Origin of the sequence: Membranihabitans marinus (assembly GCF_019802045.1) — a bacterium.
In the GTDB taxonomy this organism is placed as follows: domain Bacteria; phylum Bacteroidota; class Bacteroidia; order Chitinophagales; family Saprospiraceae; genus Membranihabitans; species Membranihabitans marinus_A.
The window spans coordinates 110,100-128,834 of record NZ_JAHVHU010000017.1; the positions used below are offsets into that span (position 1 = coordinate 110,100).

Below are 18,735 nucleotides of genomic sequence, written 5' to 3' on the forward strand. Positions count from 1 at the left end.
CTAAATGAAACCCTAAGTTTTTAAACCCCTGCCGCATGAAAAAGATACGATACCTTCATTTCTCGATGGATTTTCCTTTAAAGCCTTATGAAGTACACCGGTTCCGTGGCGCCATCATCAATGCCATGGAAGAGGCCCCGGATCACTTTCATCAGCATGCTTCCAACGGAGCGGTCATCTATCGCTATCCGCTGATCCAGTACAAGGTCCTGAAGCACCGCCCGACGATCGTGTGTCTCGAAGATGGGGCCGATGAAATCCATCATTTTTTTCAGAATCGTAAGGAGCCACTACGGATAGGAGCGAAGGAATATATTCCGGACATTGCCCGGATTTATCTGAGGCACCATCTACTGCAAGTGTGGCAGGAACCCATGTTTTATGGCATCAACCATTGGCTCCCGTTTAATCCGGAGAATCATAAGACCTATCAGTCGCTCAATGGATTGGTCGAGCGGACACAATTTATGGAGCGTATCCTTCAGAATAATATCGTACAATTTGCACATGAATTGGGATGGGATATCAAGAAAGAAATCAAGGTCCAGATAAAGAAGATCTACGCGCCAAAGTCGGTCACCTACAAAGGCATGCACTATAAAAGTTATAAACTAGATTTTTATACCAATGTATCACTCCCTGATTACATCGGACTGGGCAAGGCCGCCAGTACGGGATTTGGGGTGGTGTATAGGAAAAATAGAAAGAATTACAATGATTGAAAGAATTACAATCGCAGCTTTACTCCATGATATTGGAAAATTTTACCAGCGAGGTCAGGAAAATATTGCTACAGATTCAGATTTATATCGTCGGTATAAAAAATTGATGACTTTAATTTGTCCTGAGAATCGATATGGAGGTTTAGGCTACAAACATGCTTTTTGGACATATAAATTTTTTGAAGATTTTGGAACTAAATTCCGGGAATTAATGCAAAATCTTAATGAGGAGTTTGGAACTGATGCCACGGAGACAAATGAGGATAATTTGATAAATCTTTCTATATATCATCATAATCCTCATTCTGAAGTACAAGCTTTAATCCAAATGGCTGATTGGTGGAGTTCAGGTTTAGACAGGAGAAATGATTCTTTCGCCATGGAAGAAAAATATGATGAAGCTATTGATTTTGGTAAATATGCATTTAGGAGACGACCTCTTGAGAGTATATTTCAAAATATTTCTTTAGATAAAAATACTGGTTCACCGGAAAAAGAACAGCCTAATGAATCATCTTATCGATATGGATATTTATTAAGGGCTCTTGATCTGAAGAAAGATTCCATTTTCCCATATCGTTTAACCCAGGACGGAATTAAAGATTTAACTCCGGAATATAATATCCTTTATAATCAATTCAAGGAGGACTTTCTGAAAATACCAGTTAAAAATTATAGAGTATTTATAGATACGCTCGATCATATTTTGAAAAAATTTACATGGTGTATTCCTTCCAGTACTATCGGTATGGCTAATGTGTCACTGTACAACCATTTAAAAACAACTGCCGGCATAGCTGCTTGTTTATATAAATATCAAAAATCAACTGAGGAGGACGTTGGGATTGACCCATATGAATATAACTCTACAGAACAAAGAATTAGAATAAAAGATAACCATTATCCCGTATTGCTCACGTGTATTGATATATCAGGAATTCAATCTTTTATTTACAATATTGCTTCACGAAAAGCGGCAATGTCACTGAAAGGGAGATCGTATTATTTACATCTTCTTATGCAGTCAGTCATAAAGGAAATATGCAATCATAAAGCTATACAGCTGAGTACCATACAAACCATCTACAATAGTGGTGGCAAAGCCTATTTATTCCTTCCGAATACAAAGGCAGTAAAGAAAGCGCTGGAGGAAGTCAAAAAGGAGATGGAGAGGCGACTATGGAATACACATAAGCTTACATTATATTTATGTATTGGTTATGTTCCCTTTCGGTACCGGTTTGATAAACAACAAGATGGTTCTTTTAAAACAGGATTGGTGACTACGGAAGAGAAAGTAATCCAAATGGAAGACTTATGGAAAATGGTCAGTGAGGAAGCTGCAAAGAGTAAAAGCCGAAAATATGAATCAATCATTGCTCCAAATTCCAATTCTGGTGACTCCATTTTTCATCTGTTGTTTGGGAATGGAGAGGAGGGGATTGAACTCGATTTTACAGATAAATATGATATATGCACAGGGGAGCCATTATATGGGATGGATTTCAAAACCTTGGACACTCATGATGCGAGCGAAAAGAAAGTTTATGTATCCAAAGAAACTTATGTTCAAACAGAACTCGGCCGTGTGTTGAAAGATGCAGATTTTAATTTTTCATTCTCCAAACATCACAGTTTTGAAGATAAGAACTATAAGACAAACAAGAGACTCTCCATTCGACCTCTTAACGGGAATACTGGATTCCATCTATTCGATGATCTCAATTTAATAGATGGAGAAGATGCAGATTTTAGAAAAATCGTATCTTCTTCAGATGTTCATTGTGATATGCTCAATCGAACAGATTTCATGAAATTTTACTTGAAGGGATATAATGCCTCCTATGGTTTTAGTTTTTATGGCGGTAATAAACAACCACAATCTGAATATGGTAGATTAAAGACATTTAATGAGTTGGTTATAGCGGAAAATGGAAAGAGTGCCAAACTCGGTGTTTTAAGAATGGATGTTGACAATCTGGGATCAATATTTATTCGGGGATTAAGTAAAGAATTGAAGACTTTCTCTGCATATGCAACGCTTTCCTCTCAACTGGATATATTTTTCAGCGGGTTTCTCAATACCATTAGAAATGCAGATAAATATAAAGATTTCGTCAGTATTCTTTATTCCGGTGGAGATGACATCTTTGCAGTGGGCAGATGGGATAGGATATTGGATTTTGGCCTGGAAGTAAGGGAAAGCTTCAAAGAGTTCACCTGCCATAATCCAAATATCGATATTTCTGGAGGATTAATTCTAACTGGGGCTAAATTCCCTATTTCCAAGAGTGCTCAAATGGCTGGAGAAGCAGAGACATCTGCCAAAAATTTTGAACGGAACATAAATAGTAAAAAGACAAATCGGGCCGCTATTTCATTATTTGGTATCCAGGTAGGATGGGAAGAATGGAATGATGTGGAAAAATATAAGGAAATATTAGAAAAGATTTTAGATACCCATGGTAGTGGCGTGTCTTTATTACATAAAATCCAAATCGCCAGAACAATTAAAAAGGACCAGGAGTCAGACTCAAAAACGGTCGTGGATTATAGCTACATCTGGCGATTGCTATATTTTCTAAAAAGATATTCTTCTAAAGATAATGAAGAACACATCGATAAGCTTTATAAAAAAATCATGTGTTCAAATCAATCCCGAAACATAGATCTATTGGCGGTAGCTGCACGATGGGTTGAATTACTAAACCAGTTAAAATAAATAAATGATGAATGGATTTAAAGAAAGTTGGATCACAAATTCTATTGATTTTGAAACTGTCTGCTGGGCCCAAAATAAAGGGAAAGAACTAGCTTCAGGTACGGATCAACTATCAACTTCTCAGCTAAGAAAATTTTTTGGAGAACTCCGCCGGATAGAGTCAGACTATGAAAGGTATAAAGAAGATATCCCTTTACTAACAGTTAAGCTTGCTTATGCGACAGGAAGAAATAAAAAGTCGAAAATCAAAGACTTTTATAGATATTTTAAAGAAATGGATAAAGCATATAGAAGCTCTGATAATAAAAAAGAAAGCTTTTATCGCATGGTCAAAATCATTGAATCCATAGTAGCCTTCCACAAGTTTAGCGGTGGGAATTAACTTTAAATCAATCATAAAAACAAAATAATGTCAGATAATAAAATAAGAGAAATGAAGCCTATAAAATTTAAAACAGAGATTACCGGGAAAATTCACATTTTATCCGGGATTCATATTGGAGGAAGCGGCGAGGCCAACAGCATTGGAGGGATAGATAGCCCAGTGATTCGAACATTGCGTAATGGAGATCTTCAACCTTATTTACCCGGCAGTTCGCTACGTGGAAAAATAAGATCGCTTCTGGAACAGACTAAAGGAGTGGAACTGGGTGGATCTACTGAGATAAATTCTCTGTTTGGATTTTCAAATGATAATACTATTTCAAAGCTTATTGTGTATGACTCTTTCCTTAGTAGCAAAAGTGAAGAACAACTAAGATTAAGCGAACATTTGGATATGCCATACACAGAAGAAAAGGTTGAAAATACAATTGACCGGATTTCAGGTACTTCAGAGGGTGGATTGAGACATATTGAAAGGGTCCCTTCAGGAGCCGAATTTGAATTGAGAATGATGTTGACTTGTGAAGATGAAGAGGATTTGAATACTCAAATCAAGCTTTTAAAGAAAGGAATGTCTATTCTTGAAAAGGATTACCTGGGAGGAAATGGCTCAAGAGGATATGGCAGGGTGAGCTTTCAAGATTTGAAATACGTTAAATATGATTTATCAAGTGAAGAATATTATAAAGCGATTGAAGAGAATGATTTAATAATAACTGAATAAAAAATATGAAGTTTTCTCTTTTTCGACTGTCGTTTCCACATGGAATCCATATTGGTGATGAAAAGCCGGATAATTATTCTCAATCCCAAGATTTTATCCGGTCGGATACACTTTACGCTGCATTCTCTGCGGTAATAACTGAGCTTAAGGGCATAGATGAAGAGTATATTCCAAAGTTCACCATTTCCAGCCTCTTTCCATTCAAAGAAATTGAAGGTAAAATAGAATATTTCTTCCCTCGACCCAAAATGCGAATCGGATTTAACGAACCAGACAAATTACTAGATTATCGGAAAGACATCAAAGGTATTCAATGGATAGGTAAAGACTTCTTCGAAAGAATACTGCACGGGCAAAATTTCACTACTGACGAAGTCGGAAGATTTATTCATGATTCCTGTTTTTCTCCCTCTTTAGCAAATGAAAATTCAAAAATATATTATAATGAAATTCGGGAAAGAGTAGCTATTCCCCGCCATAGAAGAGAAGATGATCAGCCCAATCCCTATGTATTTGATGTGTTGCATTTTGGGAAAGGAGCTGGATTATATTTTTTAGCTTCTGAAACGGATCAGGATATTATAGAACAATGTCTCTTTATTTTGAAAGACAGGGGACTGGGAACAGATAGGAATCTAGGACTTGGTCATTTTACTTATGTAAAAGATGACCTTGAACTGAAAGTACCAGATAATTTCAGTACCGGGATCAACCTAGGGTTATTACTTCCAAATAGTAGTGAAGAATGGCAGAACTGGACTAGTGAAGTACAAATTAATAAAGACGGTGAAGAAATTATTAAACCTGGATATGAACTGATTAAAAGAGGCGGGTGGATTACTGTTCCCGGATATCAAAAATTTAGAAAAGGAAGTGTGTATATGATGGAAGAAGGATCTATTCTCAAACTAAATGGAAAACAGAGTATTAAAGCCAAACCATTAATATTCGGTAATCCCGGAATCTCTTTAAAACCAAATATTGCGGATACCGTAAAGTTGCCTCCAGTTCTTCGTTGTGGAAAATCCTTTGTTATTCCTACTAAAATGAATAATGATGTTTAATATCAAGATTTTGACTCCTGTACATGTTGGAGTATCTAATGAAAAAAACCTGGCAAAAGGTCTTGATTTTGTGACTAAAAAAGGAAGACTCTATCTGTTGGACACTGCAAAATTATTGAAAAGAATTCCAGCTTACCAGCTAGCCAATGAAGCTGAAAAAAACAATGGATTTTTGAAGATTCTGGAAGAAAACAAAATAGTATTTGAAGACGTATCTTCTTCAGTAATACAATCAAAAAGTTTGCATGGATGGGAAATTAAATCCCAGATAAAAACTGGATTAGGCTATCCATATTTACCCGGCTCATCGATTAAGGGTGCCCTAAGATCTATGTTGCTGCATCATTATCAGAAAGAAAAGAATGAAGCGAAAAATGCTGATCTCGATTTCATATTTGGAAGCATAGAAAATTCAATTTTAAAATTCCTTCGGGTCCAAGATCTTCATTTCAGTAAACATGGTTTTTATAACACAGCCATAATGAGTCTGAAAGAAAATGAACGAGAAGGATGGAAAAAGAAATGGAATATTAATGTAAATAATTTTTCAGAACATGGAATGAATATTATTTATGAAACACTTTTACCGGGCGATCAAACTAAAGCACATATTGAATTTAAAGACATGCTACATCAGCAGTACGAAAGAAACAAAACTCCAAATAACTTTAGTGAGATTTTATCACCAGATTTCTCTTCTAATCTGATTAAGCACATTAGGACATATACCAATACCCACCTAGATCGGGAAATCAATTTTGTAAATAAATATTTTGAAGCATCAAAAGATAAAGTTTTGGAAGTGTTTGAATGGCTAAAACACCAAAACAATCTGGATCATGCTGCAGTATTGCGTGTAGGTGCTGGAGTAGGATTTCATAGTATTACCGGAGACTGGCAATATCGTGATCATACCGATACCGGATTGTGGAAGAAACCTGCGATGCATGGAAAGAAAAAATACAAAACTCGGAAGTTTGCATTTACATATGTGGAAGGAGATTATAAATTGTGGCCTATGGGCTTCATTCTCCTTAGTAAAAGTGATGTAGAAATAGAATTTCCTGAAGGATTGATTCAGGAGAAGAAAATATTAAAGTCAGTAAGTAAAAGTGGGATAGATAGTACATTAGCAAAATCTTCATCACAATATAAAGAACAACAACCAAGATTCCAATCTGAGTTAACTACGAAAATTAAATATCGCAAATTCAAACCAGGAGATAAAGTTACCGCAATTGGTACCGGACGAAAGAAAGGATTAAGAAATACTGTGGTCAAGCTTTACATCGAGGGATATGAAAATAAGGAATATGATTTTCGCTATCCCGCTGGCATCAATAAAGAGACTTTTGTAGAAGTAGATGTGAAATCAGTAACAAAAAAAGGAGAGATTAATCAGGTTGCATTTTCTAAATTCCTTTAATGGTGAGACCCTATTCCTAAGGAAATATAGAACAAGAATATGAAAAATACTCTTCTCATATCTATCGGCTCTCAAGCATTTATTTTACCTGAAGCACTGGCTTGGCCGGAGATTGAATTCGATGAGGTATTTGTTCTGACCACCGATCAGGAAAAGGCAAAATGGAACAGGGATAAAGACGTAGTCAAAGAATGGAGAGAAATCATTGCATTTGTTAAAGAGTATTGGGGTATTTCGGTACATTGGTCGGTCATTAAAGATCTTCCGATTATTCAGACCGGCGAAGATCACCTACTGTGGACAGAAGTTCTTTATCGCTGGGCTTCTGAAATATACGATGAAGACCGCCAACTATACTATAGTTTGTCCGGTGGCACGAAAACCATGCCAGCCAGCTTTCAACAAGCAGCAAAGTTGTTCGGTGCAAAAGAGCTTTTTCATGTTTTAGCCTATCCTCCTCCTAAAACAATTGAGGAAGTAAAAAAATGTATAAGTCATCAGAATCTTGAGTATGTGCTGATGGGTTCAGAATCTGGATGGGACTATCTCTTAAAATTCGCGCAATCACGTCCCAACAAAATCGATCGGATTGATGAGGGTAAGTTCTCTTATATTCAAAAACCTGAAAAACTCACAGTTACCAATTATATTCGTGATTCACAATCTTCTGTTCGACAATATATTTCAGGGCAAAAAGATAGTGATCTGCCTTTTTCTTCCTTACTTCTTCTATCTAAAAAGCAAATACAATGGTTGCGGCAGCCATTAAGTCAAGAAGATAAAGGGTGGGTGCAGACACTTCCAAAAATTGATTTGCACAATCACCTCGGGGGGTTTGCCACATCCGGAGAACTATTAAAAAGAGTAAGGAACGCTGCGGAAAACCCCGAAGGTATTCATCCAATCGATTACACTGTTTATCCAGAGGATAATCAATGGCCTTTACCTGTTCAAAGTATTGATCTCTCGGATTATATGAAAGCGGGAGATAACAGTGGAAGTACACTTTTACATGATCCCGGCTGTCTGAAGGAGCATATTGAATTGATGTACAAGCATTTTATTGCAGATAATGTGCACTACGTAGAAGTTCGCTGTTCGCCTAATAACTATTCCCGAAAGTCAGACCGATCAGCCATTGAGATTTTAACACTCATTATCGATACTTTTAATGAACAAATGGAAAAGCATCAGTATAGATGTATTGTAAAACTTCTCATTATTGTCACCCGAAAACACAAGGGGGACTTGTCAGATATCAGCAAGCATCTCGCACTGGCTATTACATCGTATTTTAGCGGTGCAGATCAAAACTCTACTAAATGTTCTGTGGTGGGTGTTGACCTAGCCGGATATGAGTTCGAAGAAACCAGAGCAGAATATTTTGAGCACGATTTTAATTCTGTACACCGATGTGGTTTAGCAGTAACTGCACATGCTGGGGAGAACGATGATGCGGAGGGCATATGGCAGGCAGTTTATAAATTGCATTCTCGAAGAATCGGCCATGGGCTGCGGCTTTTAGAAGCTCCGGACCTTTTGCGTTCTGTAATAGAACGAGGTATAGGTATAGAAATGTGTCCCTATGCCAATTATCAGATCGTAGGATTCTCTCCTATGAAGAATAAGGAGGATAATATCTATCCCCTTCAAGAATATCTAAAACGAGGCGTAAAGGTGAGTGTGAATACCGATAATATTGGTATTTCACAGGCTTCTCTTTCAGACAACTTTCTACTGCTCCACAAACTTTCTCCGGGGATTACCAGGATGGATGTATTACAATTGATCAAAAATTCAGTGGAGATGAGTTTTTGTGGGAAGGGATTGCAAGCAAAGATAATGAAAAATATAAACAGGGAATTATCTCAAATTTTGCACTTAACATCCATATCATGAAGCACCTATTAATTTCTACCATAGGAAACCGTGATATACAATTTGTAAGAAAAAATTTTAATCTTTTGCCAGAGTCCATCCGGTCCAATTTGCAGATTAATTCAGAAAATGGAGATATGTTGGTATTCTCTAAAAGGATAGAAGATAATCAGAGTTTTTATACACGTTCCAGGGATTTGTATGAAATCTACGACGATTGCAGCCAATACATACAATACCCTTTGATTAAAAATGCTATACGACATGAAGGACGACCTGACAAAGTGGTATTAATCGCTACAGATCAGAAACCTAATTACCATTTAGATACTGTTTATTTTGGCGAAATTCTTCAAAGACAAATAAGCAATGATTTAGAAATTGAAGTGAGTACATTATTTGTAAGTAAAGTCAAAGATGGGAAGGAAATTTCGATGCTGTTCCAGGAGCTTATTCAAACTTATAAGGCAGAGTATAGAATCACGATTCATACTTCCGGCGGTTTACCAAATTTTCGAATTTCTGCCTTTATGACTTCATTATTTCAGGAGAATGTAAATGTTGTAAATTATATCGGAACTGAAGCAAAAGAAGCTTCCATGTTTCGTGATTATGAACGGCACACCCTAAGGCATATCGTAAAAGGTATGCTCCGAAATTGGAATTATTCAGCAGTACTTTCCCTGCCTAATATTTCAAATGAAGTTCGCAGTCTTTGTCGTTTTGCTATTGCACGACTCGCGTTGGATTTGGAAAAAGCCAGAGTATTATCCAATTCTATTTTATTAAGCAACCCTATACCAATGGAGGATGATCAAGTCGCAATTGAGAAAGAGTTAATATATTCAGCTTATATCAAATATCATCAAAGAGAGTATGGGGATTTTTTATTTCGTCTATTTACTTTTCATGATAATATGCTGATACCACATGTGGAAAAAATTCTGGATGGTAAAGTGGAACATGATAAAAGTACAGATCATCAGTCATGGAAAGTTCTTTTGCGTGCAAAACGAAATGATGATATTCTTGATTACCTGAGGACTGCAAAGGTGGGCAATGCCCCCTTAAATATTAATGTGCCAAATAAAGAAACATACTACAGAGTCCTTCATTTCTGTAAAAAATATTCACGATGCAGAAAATTGAGCAATAAGCAATTTATGGTAATGAAGCTTTACAACAAGCTAAGCCAGTTGGCTGATCTCAGAAATAAAATTGCTCATAGTTATGAAGGGATTAATGAAACAATGATTTTAGAATCTACTTCCATCTCTGACATAAAAAAAGTTACGAACAAAATAGATAATTACTTAGATATTCAATTTGACAAGGTGGCCCCATATCAAGAATTGAATGAAATGATACTTGATAAAATGTAAAACATACTAACATGGAAATCATCCTCGACTCTTACGGCACTTTTGTGCAGATGAAAAACAAAATGCTGTTTATCAAGCCCAAAGACAAAGAAAACATCTATGTGCCACTGGACAAGATCGATACAATGGTGGTCTTTCCGGGCGTACGGATTACCTCCGATGTGTTATTCTCTCTGATGCATCACCAGGTCGACGTTGTCCTGCAGACCCGAAAAGGCAGTGTCAAGGGACGAGTGTGGAACAACCGTTTTGGCAGCATTGCGAATATCCGGAAAAATCAGCTAAAGCTAGCCAAAAAAGAAATAGCCTGTCGCTGGGTAATTGAGATGATCACCAGGAAGATCTACAATCAGAAAAACTTGACCTCAGTGTTGTACCAGCAGCATCTGGATCAGGCGGACCATCCCGGAAAGACGTTGCAGAAAATCGAAGGCTGCCTGAATAAAATGGACTTGCTGCCTGTCCATTCCATGCCCGTTATCGAATCGGAGCTAAGAAACCTGGAAGCACGGGCAGCCCAGTATTACTGGTCCTGGATAAAGAGTCTAATCCCCCGGATATATCAATTTCCCGGCCGGGTCACCCGCCAATCATCTGATCCGGTGAACAGCATGTTGAGTTATGGCTATGCCATGCTCTACCACAAGATTGAATCTGCGGTCATCAAAGCCGGACTTGATCCGCAGATCGGATGGTTTCACAAAAATCAGTACAACAAACCAGTGTTGGTTTATGACCTTATCGAACCTTATCGGGTATGGGTCGATCAAGTTGTGGTTGGGTTGTGTACCGAATTGACAGTACCTAAAGCTTTATTTAAATTCAAAGACGGATCCTGTGAGATGACCCGGCCGGCACGTAAGATCCTGTCCGTGAGCATCAATAAATTCCTCGATCAAAGTACAAAACACAAAGGGAAAAGATATAAACGAGGGTATTTGTTTTTCCTTGAAGCCCGATCCCTGGCTTCTAAGGTGAAATCCCAGTCCTAAAGTATTCGTATGTATTGGTTTATCACATTCCCCAACGAACCGGAAAACAATTTGAACGAAGAGCTCATTGATTTTAAAGCGATATGGAGTATTGTGCGGGGGAAAACCTCTAGTCAGTTACCACAAATGGCACGTATATATAAAATGATGTTGCGATACAGTCGACGGAAAGCCAGTCGGTTTTTGAAGCGATTCCCTACAGTCTATTGGGCACCGGAAGAAGGGTCTAGATTAGATCCTTTGTATTTTGACATCCTTCCTTGTAAGCTTGGAAACCGGAGGGCCGGACATTCTATAGCCTGGTGGAAAATCGATGATCTCAATCGTGTATCCTTTTTCCCCAAAACTACAGGCGATCATAAAAATTGTAAAAGGTTACAACCGGGATGTGAATTCACTTTGTTTTATGATAGTGAAGCAGGTTGCAATACGGGGATTTGGACGAATAACAGTGATGACCGGGCAACGACTGACTTCCGAAAAGTAAATATAAGTGACAAAAATAAAAGCATAACAAATAGCCTACTCCGAGAGAATCTCAATATGGGTTACACCTGGAAGCACGAAGCTCACCCACATCAGGTGGATTGGGTGAAGAAGATTTTTCCAGAATTCTTACAACAAGATGTTCAAATATGGATCTTGTCCAATACACATTATGAGATACGGCAAAATGAAAAGAAATTGGGATTGGTGGTGATCATGGAATATAAAGTTTATCTGACCCTGTGGCCGGAAGTGGGTGTGGAACATCACATATTTACTCGGGCTGTAACTGAATTAATAACTATGGCTGCCCTGAAAAACATCGAACTAATATATACAAATAGTCTGTGATGTGGAAAAAGTATAATAATATTTTTGCAGATGGAATGCTTCTGGGTGAGGAAAAAGAATTGATGATCCCGGATGAACTGGATCAGTTGGAAGAGCGGGTCCGGCAATTTGCTAAAATCATTGATCAACTAAGTCAAAGCGATATAAGTATGACACCCTATTTTGTCAGTTATGACATTTCAAACAACCGAGTGCGAACCCAAGTTATGAATTATTTACTGCAGAAGGGGATGACCAGGCTGCAAAAATCGGTTTATTTTGGTCAGTCTTCGAGTCGAATATTCAACGAGATCAAGAAAACGCTTCAACAGATCAATTCTATATTGGATCCACAGGATAGTATATTTATACTTCCGGTGAACCGGGAGATCTGTAACCGGATGAACTTTATCGGTATGGATATGGCGGTGGAGGTGACACGACCGCATCAGCATACTTTGTTTATTTGACTGCAGATAGTTCTTTGAAATATAGAAATTTACATATTTTTGATGACCGAACCGAGTACCAGTAAGAATAGGATTGAGACACTCATAACCCAACTCTGTATTTTGTGACTGTCCTGGACCGAACCGAGTACCAGTAAGAATAGGATTGAGACTCTATATCGAAGATGCAGTTATAACGGTTAATAATGACCGAACCGAGTACCAGTAAGAATAGGATTGAGACTTGCATTGGTTATCCGTTTCGTTCTTTTGAACTCATCGACCGAACCGAGTACCAGTAAGAATAGGATTGAGACACCTCTAGTATTATCATATCGTTCCCTGAAGTCATGACCGAACCGAGTACCAGTAAGAATAGGATTGAGACAAGGAAAAAACGTTATTGATTAAAACCGACGCTATGACCGAACCGAGTACCAGTAAGAATAGGATTGAGACGGCAAATTCTTTACTTCAAATGTTTTGGTCATGCTGACCGAACCGAGTACCAGTAAGAATAGGATTGAGACTCGGACGCTTAATCTTATTCGCATAGTTTTGTTATGACCGAACCGAGTACCAGTAAGAATAGGATTGAGACAATTTCAAATAATTTCATAATATAAGAGTTTATAAGGGACCGAACCGAGTACCAGTAAGAATAGGATTGAGACTTTTGATACTTCGCCTATAAGGAGCTATCGTTTCGTGACCGAACCGAGTACCAGTAAGAATAGGATTGAGACACATAATTCTAAGTTTTGTGCCGTTGCAGCGGCGGGACCGAACCGAGTACCAGTAAGAATAGGATTGAGACTCTCTACAAAATCATTTCCTGAGTTCATATCAAAAAGACCGAACCGAGTACCAGTAAGAATAGGATTGAGACACCAGCTCATCTACTTTAGCCTTCATAGCACCCCACAGACCGAACCGAGTACCAGTAAGAATAGGATTGAGACATCCTAATCTTTGAGCAGTAAATAAAACATAGCCTTGACCGAACCGAGTACCAGTAAGAATAGGATTGAGACAACCGTAAGCACCTTGTTTCAGTGTTTCCACCTGCGGACCGAACCGAGTACCAGTAAGAATAGGATTGAGACGTAACCATACATACAGGTTCGTAACAAAAGTAGTGACCGAACCGAGTACCAGTAAGAATAGGATTGAGACGTAATCCTTATCTATCTCAATATATACACTACATTGGACCGAACCGAGTACCAGTAAGAATAGGATTGAGACACGTGACATAGTGACTTAAATCTATATTTGACGTGACCGAACCGAGTACCAGTAAGAATAGGATTGAGACCCAAGTAAGGTAGACTCGTGTTTTTTAAAAACTCCTTGACCGAACCGAGTACCAGTAAGAATAGGATTGAGACCTTTAAATTCTACTTTTATTAACTTAACGTTTCTAACGACCGAACCGAGTACCAGTAAGAATAGGATTGAGACGAAGGTGAAGTCTGTTAACCACTTAGCAGGTTCTCCGACCGAACCGAGTACCAGTAAGAATAGGATTGAGACTTGGTATTTCCATTTTTCTTCGAATTGAATATTTTTGACCGAACCGAGTACCAGTAAGAATAGGATTGAGACCTTTGCATCATTTCAAGGGCAAGTTCAATCTTCTTTTGACCGAACCGAGTACCAGTAAGAATAGGATTGAGACATCAGTCCGACATCCAGATATTTTGCGTTGTTGGCGTGACCGAACCGAGTACCAGTAAGAATAGGATTGAGACACGCATACGGTGGGATCAGGAACAAACAACACCGTGACCGAACCGAGTACCAGTAAGAATAGGATTGAGACAAATTATTTTACTTTGAATACGTGTATCTCAGTGTCAGACCGAACCGAGTACCAGTAAGAATAGGATTGAGACTTGGGGGTTTCCGGGAGGGGGGGATCATGTTTGGAAGTCGACCGAACCGAGTACCAGTAAGAATAGGATTGAGACTGCTCTGAAAGCATCCCCAGCAAGGTTTTTTCAATGACCGAACCGAGTACCAGTAAGAATAGGATTGAGACTCTTTTTTAGCTCTCGGTAGTGTCGTAGTGATTTCGTGACCGAACCGAGTACCAGTAAGAATAGGATTGAGACTGGTCAGGATCAATTTTGCTGTTTTCGATTTTAATTGACCGAACCGAGTACCAGTAAGAATAGGATTGAGACATATCATCAATATCAATGCTATGGCCATGACAGTAGTGACCGAACCGAGTACCAGTAAGAATAGGATTGAGACGGATCAAGTTTGCTGTTTTCGATTTTAATTTGTAGTTGACCGAACCGAGTACCAGTAAGAATAGGATTGAGACGTAATTTTTGGCTCCGATACCGATGCGATTCCCATGACCGAACCGAGTACCAGTAAGAATAGGATTGAGACAACAAGTAATAGGCCTGACATACGATGAATAGAACGAGACCGAACCGAGTACCAGTAAGAATAGGATTGAGACATTTAGCTTTTACCGTTCCATGGTTTGCGCCAAGATTGACCGAACCGAGTACCAGTAAGAATAGGATTGAGACATAATTAAAGCAAACATCAAATTTTGAAAAATATGACCGAACCGAGTACCAGTAAGAATAGGATTGAGACTTGAGCGGGTTAAAAAATCAAAAGAATAAAACCAATCTGACCGAACCGAGTACCAGTAAGAATAGGATTGAGACTATTCAAATCCTACCATTTTAACAGCTGTCTCAAATGACCGAACCGAGTACCAGTAAGAATAGGATTGAGACAATCTTTAACCGCACCCATACAGCTAATTACTTCCGATGACCGAACCGAGTACCAGTAAGAATAGGATTGAGACTTTGTAAAACCTTTCATAATGTGTGTGTTTTAATCTGACCGAACCGAGTACCAGTAAGAATAGGATTGAGACCAAGTGCTTCGACCACGTCAGCAAAAGAAAGCGTGTGACCGAACCGAGTACCAGTAAGAATAGGATTGAGACACATCCATAGATACGCTTTCAGCTGCCATTCGTATTGACCGAACCGAGTACCAGTAAGAATAGGATTGAGACAGAACCATTCCCCACGTACAGGTTTATGGCTTCGACCGAACCGAGTACCAGTAAGAATAGGATTGAGACTTTACCGCAAATATCATATCACGGAATGATTTAGAACCGACCGAACCGAGTACCAGTAAGAATAGGATTGAGACAGTAAATTTTACACCCGTTGGAAAATTTCAATGTACCGACCGAACCGAGTACCAGTAAGAATAGGATTGAGACGTGATATAGTACGTCTGAAACGTCTATCTCACAATGACCGAACCGAGTACCAGTAAGAATAGGATTGAGACCCCTTGTTGTTTCCGGCTGTTACAATAGCTGAACATCCGGACCGAACCGAGTACCAGTAAGAATAGGATTGAGACCAGAAATTGCCTGATTCATTGCTTTTTTCACGTGCATGACCGAACCGAGTACCAGTAAGAATAGGATTGAGACTGGCGGAACAGTACGTCTGAAACGTTTATCTCACAGTAGACCGAACCGAGTACCAGTAAGAATAGGATTGAGACAGTCAATTTCCCCAAAAGTAACCTCGATGATCTGCTTGACCGAACCGAGTACCAGTAAGAATAGGATTGAGACTTTCTCATTGTGCAATCTGTTTCAGTATTTTCAAAATGACCGAACCGAGTACCAGTAAGAATAGGATTGAGACAAACGACCAGTTCAGCGACCCAAAGAACCTATCCAGACCGAACCGAGTACCAGTAAGAATAGGATTGAGACGCTTCTTTAAAGTTGCTATTGCGTCCACAACGTGCGGACCGAACCGAGTACCAATAAGAATAGGATTGAGACTGTAGTTTTCTATTACTCTTTGTCCTCCTCCTGAAGACCGAACCGAGTACCAATAAGAATAGGATTGAGACGTTGTGATCTTGCAGTTCAAAAATACGCTCTCTTGCAGACCGAACCGAGTACCAATAAGAATAGGATTGAGACCTCAATTTGTTCTTCAGAAGCCTCTAATCCTTCCGACCGAACCGAGTACCAATAAGAATAGGATTGAGACTCCTCGAGTATTTCGTTATATGTGTTCTCTTTTTTTTGACCGAACCGAGTACCAATAAGAATAGGATTGAGACTAATTGTTTTTAGAGCTGATACTTTAGCGTTGTTTTGACCGAACCGAGTACCAATAAGAATAGGATTGAGACGCTTCTTTAAAGTTGCTATTGCGTCCACAACGTGCGGACCGAACCGAGTACCAATAAGAATAGGATTGAGACTGTAGTTTTCTATTACTCTTTGTCCTCCTCCTGAAGACCGAACCGAGTACCAATAAGAATAGGATTGAGACGTTGTGATCTTGCAGTTCAAAAATACGCTCTCTTGCAGACCGAACCGAGTACCAATAAGAATAGGATTGAGACCTCAATTTGTTCTTCAGAAGCCTCTAATCCTTCCGACCGAACCGAGTACCAATAAGAATAGGATTGAGACTCCTCGAGTATTTCGTTATATGTGTTCTCTTTTTTTTGACCGAACCGAGTACCAATAAGAATAGGATTGAGACTAATTGTTTTTAGAGCTGATACTTTAGCGTTGTTTTGACCGAACCGAGTACCAATAAGAATAGGATTGAGACATAGCATAGACAATACACTAGATAGCATAGTAAGATGACCGAACCGAGTACCAATAAGAATAGGATTGAGACGCTAAGATGCTCATTGTCATAAGGATATATTTCGTCAGACCGAACCGAGTACCAATAAGAATAGGATTGAGACCCTTGTTGTTACGGGCCATCAATAGGATATGGAAGACCGAACCGAGTACCAATAAGAATAGGATTGAGACATACATGTAGTCAATGCCTCCTTTTGCTTTTAAGGTGACCGAACCGAGTACCAGTAAGAATAGGATTGAGACAACTTTGTGAGAAAGGTAGTTAGCATTGTTGGAAAAAGGACCGAACCGAGTACCAATAAGAATAGGATTGAGACGTCTAGTTTTACCGGCACTGAGATTTGTTTTCCATCTGACCGAACCGAGTACCAATAAGAATAGGATTGAGACTTATTTTTAGCCCAGATAAACCCTTCACGCGTTAAGACCGAACCGAGTACCAATAAGAATAGGATTGAGACGATTTTTGGCCTGTTCGTTTGTCTTAATCCAGTTCGACCGAACCGAGTACCAGTAAGAATAGGATTGAGACTTGTGAAATTTGTTCTACTGTGTTCATGATGTTGGTTTGACCGAACCGAGTACCAGTAAGAATAGGATTGAGACCTCCTATAACCCAACTCTGTATTTTCAACTGTTCTAAGACCGAACCGAGTACCAGTAAGAATAGGATTGAGACTTGGTATTGTCCCAAAGTTGAACATGACAAAGGTAGGGACCGAACCGAGTACCAGTAAGAATAGGATTGAGACCTCTGGAGTTATGTCCTTAATTTCGCTGTAGTCTGTTTTGACCGAACCGAGTACCAGTAAGAATAGGATTGAGACTAAATAACTGGTATTGTTATGACAAAGATTAAAGAGACCGAACCGAGTACCAGTAAGAATAGGATTGAGACTACCTGCTTTAATAGTTCTCATCTTTAATGCTTTTGGACCGAACCGAGTACCAGTAAGAATAGGATTGAGACCTTTATACATAGTGGTTTCCTCAAAGATCGTTTGAGGCGACCGAACCGAGTACCAGTAAGAATAGGATTGAGACGGAATAAGATATATTGACTTACTGCTACCCAGGTGGACCGAACCGAGTACCAGTAAGAATAGGATTGAGACTACCTGCTTTAATAGTTCTCATCTTTAATGCTTTTGGACCGAACCGAGTACCAGTAAGAATAGGATTGAGACTCCGCAGGATTAGACGGAAGCAGTATATTAAGATGCGACCGAACCGAGTACCAGTAAGAATAGGATTGAGACAATGTCTTTCGCAGATAATTCAATTTTACCATTAATGACCGAACCGAGTACCAGGGACTGTCAAGTAGTTTGTGTATTTGTGGAGTTCAAGAAGACTTTCCAAAAAAATTTGTGTTGAGCGGAATTGATCTGATTTTGTGAGTCTAAAAACTTTATACTATGAAAGATCAAACTCAAAAATTACTCGATGAATTGGTCAATCAGATTGCAGACAAGGATGAACTTGC

General features: G+C 38.8%; 11 protein-coding genes and 1 CRISPR repeat array. All 11 genes read left to right on the plus strand.

Features of this window, described 5'->3' with window-relative positions; all coding sequences use genetic code 11:
- The first annotated feature begins 35 nt into the window (after nucleotides 1-35).
- Genes KUV50_RS16585 through cas2 form a run of 11 tightly spaced genes read left to right on the plus strand, consistent with a single transcriptional unit; the run spans nucleotide 36 to nucleotide 12,580 of the window.
- Entirely contained in the window at nucleotides 36-722 is a 687-nt protein-coding gene (locus tag KUV50_RS16585; protein WP_222581307.1) for a CRISPR-associated endonuclease Cas6, read from the plus strand.
- On the plus strand, nucleotides 715-3,444 hold the full coding sequence (gene cas10, locus KUV50_RS16590) for a type III-A CRISPR-associated protein Cas10/Csm1 (protein ID WP_222581308.1): 2,730 nt from the start codon (nucleotides 715-717) through the stop codon (nucleotides 3,442-3,444). Before KUV50_RS16585 ends, cas10 begins: the two co-directional genes overlap by 8 nt.
- Nucleotides 3,445-3,448: 4 nt before the next feature.
- The gene (gene csm2 / locus KUV50_RS16595; RefSeq protein WP_222581309.1) at nucleotides 3,449-3,826 is read left to right on the plus strand and encodes a type III-A CRISPR-associated protein Csm2; all 378 of its coding nucleotides are present in this window, start codon (nucleotides 3,449-3,451) and stop codon (nucleotides 3,824-3,826) included.
- Between the two features lie 27 nt (nucleotides 3,827-3,853).
- Nucleotides 3,854-4,552, plus strand: a complete 699-nt coding sequence (gene csm3 / locus KUV50_RS16600; RefSeq protein ID WP_222581310.1) for a type III-A CRISPR-associated RAMP protein Csm3 — start codon at nucleotides 3,854-3,856, stop codon at nucleotides 4,550-4,552.
- Nucleotides 4,553-4,557: 5 nt separating this feature from the next.
- Entirely contained in the window at nucleotides 4,558-5,616 is a 1,059-nt protein-coding gene (gene csm4 / locus KUV50_RS16605; RefSeq protein WP_222581311.1) for a type III-A CRISPR-associated RAMP protein Csm4, read from the plus strand.
- Nucleotides 5,609-7,042: a type III-A CRISPR-associated RAMP protein Csm5 gene (gene csm5, locus KUV50_RS16610; RefSeq protein WP_222581312.1), complete on the plus strand. Its 1,434-nt coding sequence runs from the start codon at nucleotides 5,609-5,611 to the stop codon at nucleotides 7,040-7,042. Before csm4 ends, csm5 begins: the two co-directional genes overlap by 8 nt.
- Nucleotides 7,043-7,081: 39 nt before the next feature.
- Nucleotides 7,082-8,941 (plus strand): CRISPR-associated ring nuclease, encoded by a 1,860-nt coding sequence (locus KUV50_RS16615; protein WP_222581313.1) that lies wholly within the window; start codon nucleotides 7,082-7,084, stop codon nucleotides 8,939-8,941.
- Nucleotides 8,938-10,302, plus strand: coding sequence for a hypothetical protein (locus KUV50_RS16620; RefSeq protein WP_222581314.1), 1,365 nt, complete (start codon nucleotides 8,938-8,940; stop codon nucleotides 10,300-10,302). Before KUV50_RS16615 ends, KUV50_RS16620 begins: the two co-directional genes overlap by 4 nt.
- 11 nt (nucleotides 10,303-10,313) lie before the next feature.
- Complete coding sequence (gene cas1, locus KUV50_RS16625; RefSeq protein ID WP_222581315.1) at nucleotides 10,314-11,294, plus strand: CRISPR-associated endonuclease Cas1; 981 nt, start codon at nucleotides 10,314-10,316, stop codon at nucleotides 11,292-11,294.
- 9 nt (nucleotides 11,295-11,303) lie between these two features.
- Nucleotides 11,304-12,131, plus strand: coding sequence for a hypothetical protein (locus KUV50_RS16630; protein ID WP_222581316.1), 828 nt, complete (start codon nucleotides 11,304-11,306; stop codon nucleotides 12,129-12,131).
- A complete protein-coding gene (gene cas2 / locus KUV50_RS16635) occupies nucleotides 12,131-12,580 on the plus strand; it encodes a CRISPR-associated endonuclease Cas2 (RefSeq protein WP_222581317.1) in 450 nt (149 codons plus the stop codon). The genes KUV50_RS16630 and cas2 overlap by 1 nt, the downstream gene beginning before the upstream one ends.
- A gap of 44 nt (nucleotides 12,581-12,624) precedes the next feature.
- Nucleotides 12,625-18,508: direct repeats of the CRISPR family, unit length 36 nt; unit sequence GACCGAACCGAGTACCAGTAAGAATAGGATTGAGAC.
- Nucleotides 18,509-18,735: the final 227 nt, after the last annotated feature.

Bases quoted from the DNA above. Each gene is read 5' to 3' on its own strand.
- KUV50_RS16585 (WP_222581307.1), top strand. From the start codon at position 36: ATGAAAAAGATACGATACCTTCATTTCTCGATGGATTTTCCTTTAAAG.
- cas10 (WP_222581308.1), top strand. From the start codon at position 715: ATGATTGAAAGAATTACAATCGCAGCTTTACTCCATGATATTGGAAAA.
- csm2 (WP_222581309.1), top strand. From the start codon at position 3,449: ATGATGAATGGATTTAAAGAAAGTTGGATCACAAATTCTATTGATTTT.
- csm3 (WP_222581310.1), top strand. From the start codon at position 3,854: ATGTCAGATAATAAAATAAGAGAAATGAAGCCTATAAAATTTAAAACA.
- csm4 (WP_222581311.1), top strand. From the start codon at position 4,558: ATGAAGTTTTCTCTTTTTCGACTGTCGTTTCCACATGGAATCCATATT.
- csm5 (WP_222581312.1), top strand. From the start codon at position 5,609: ATGTTTAATATCAAGATTTTGACTCCTGTACATGTTGGAGTATCTAAT.
- KUV50_RS16615 (WP_222581313.1), top strand. From the start codon at position 7,082: ATGAAAAATACTCTTCTCATATCTATCGGCTCTCAAGCATTTATTTTA.
- KUV50_RS16620 (WP_222581314.1), top strand. From the start codon at position 8,938: ATGAAGCACCTATTAATTTCTACCATAGGAAACCGTGATATACAATTT.
- cas1 (WP_222581315.1), top strand. From the start codon at position 10,314: ATGGAAATCATCCTCGACTCTTACGGCACTTTTGTGCAGATGAAAAAC.
- KUV50_RS16630 (WP_222581316.1), top strand. From the start codon at position 11,304: ATGTATTGGTTTATCACATTCCCCAACGAACCGGAAAACAATTTGAAC.
- cas2 (WP_222581317.1), top strand. From the start codon at position 12,131: ATGTGGAAAAAGTATAATAATATTTTTGCAGATGGAATGCTTCTGGGT.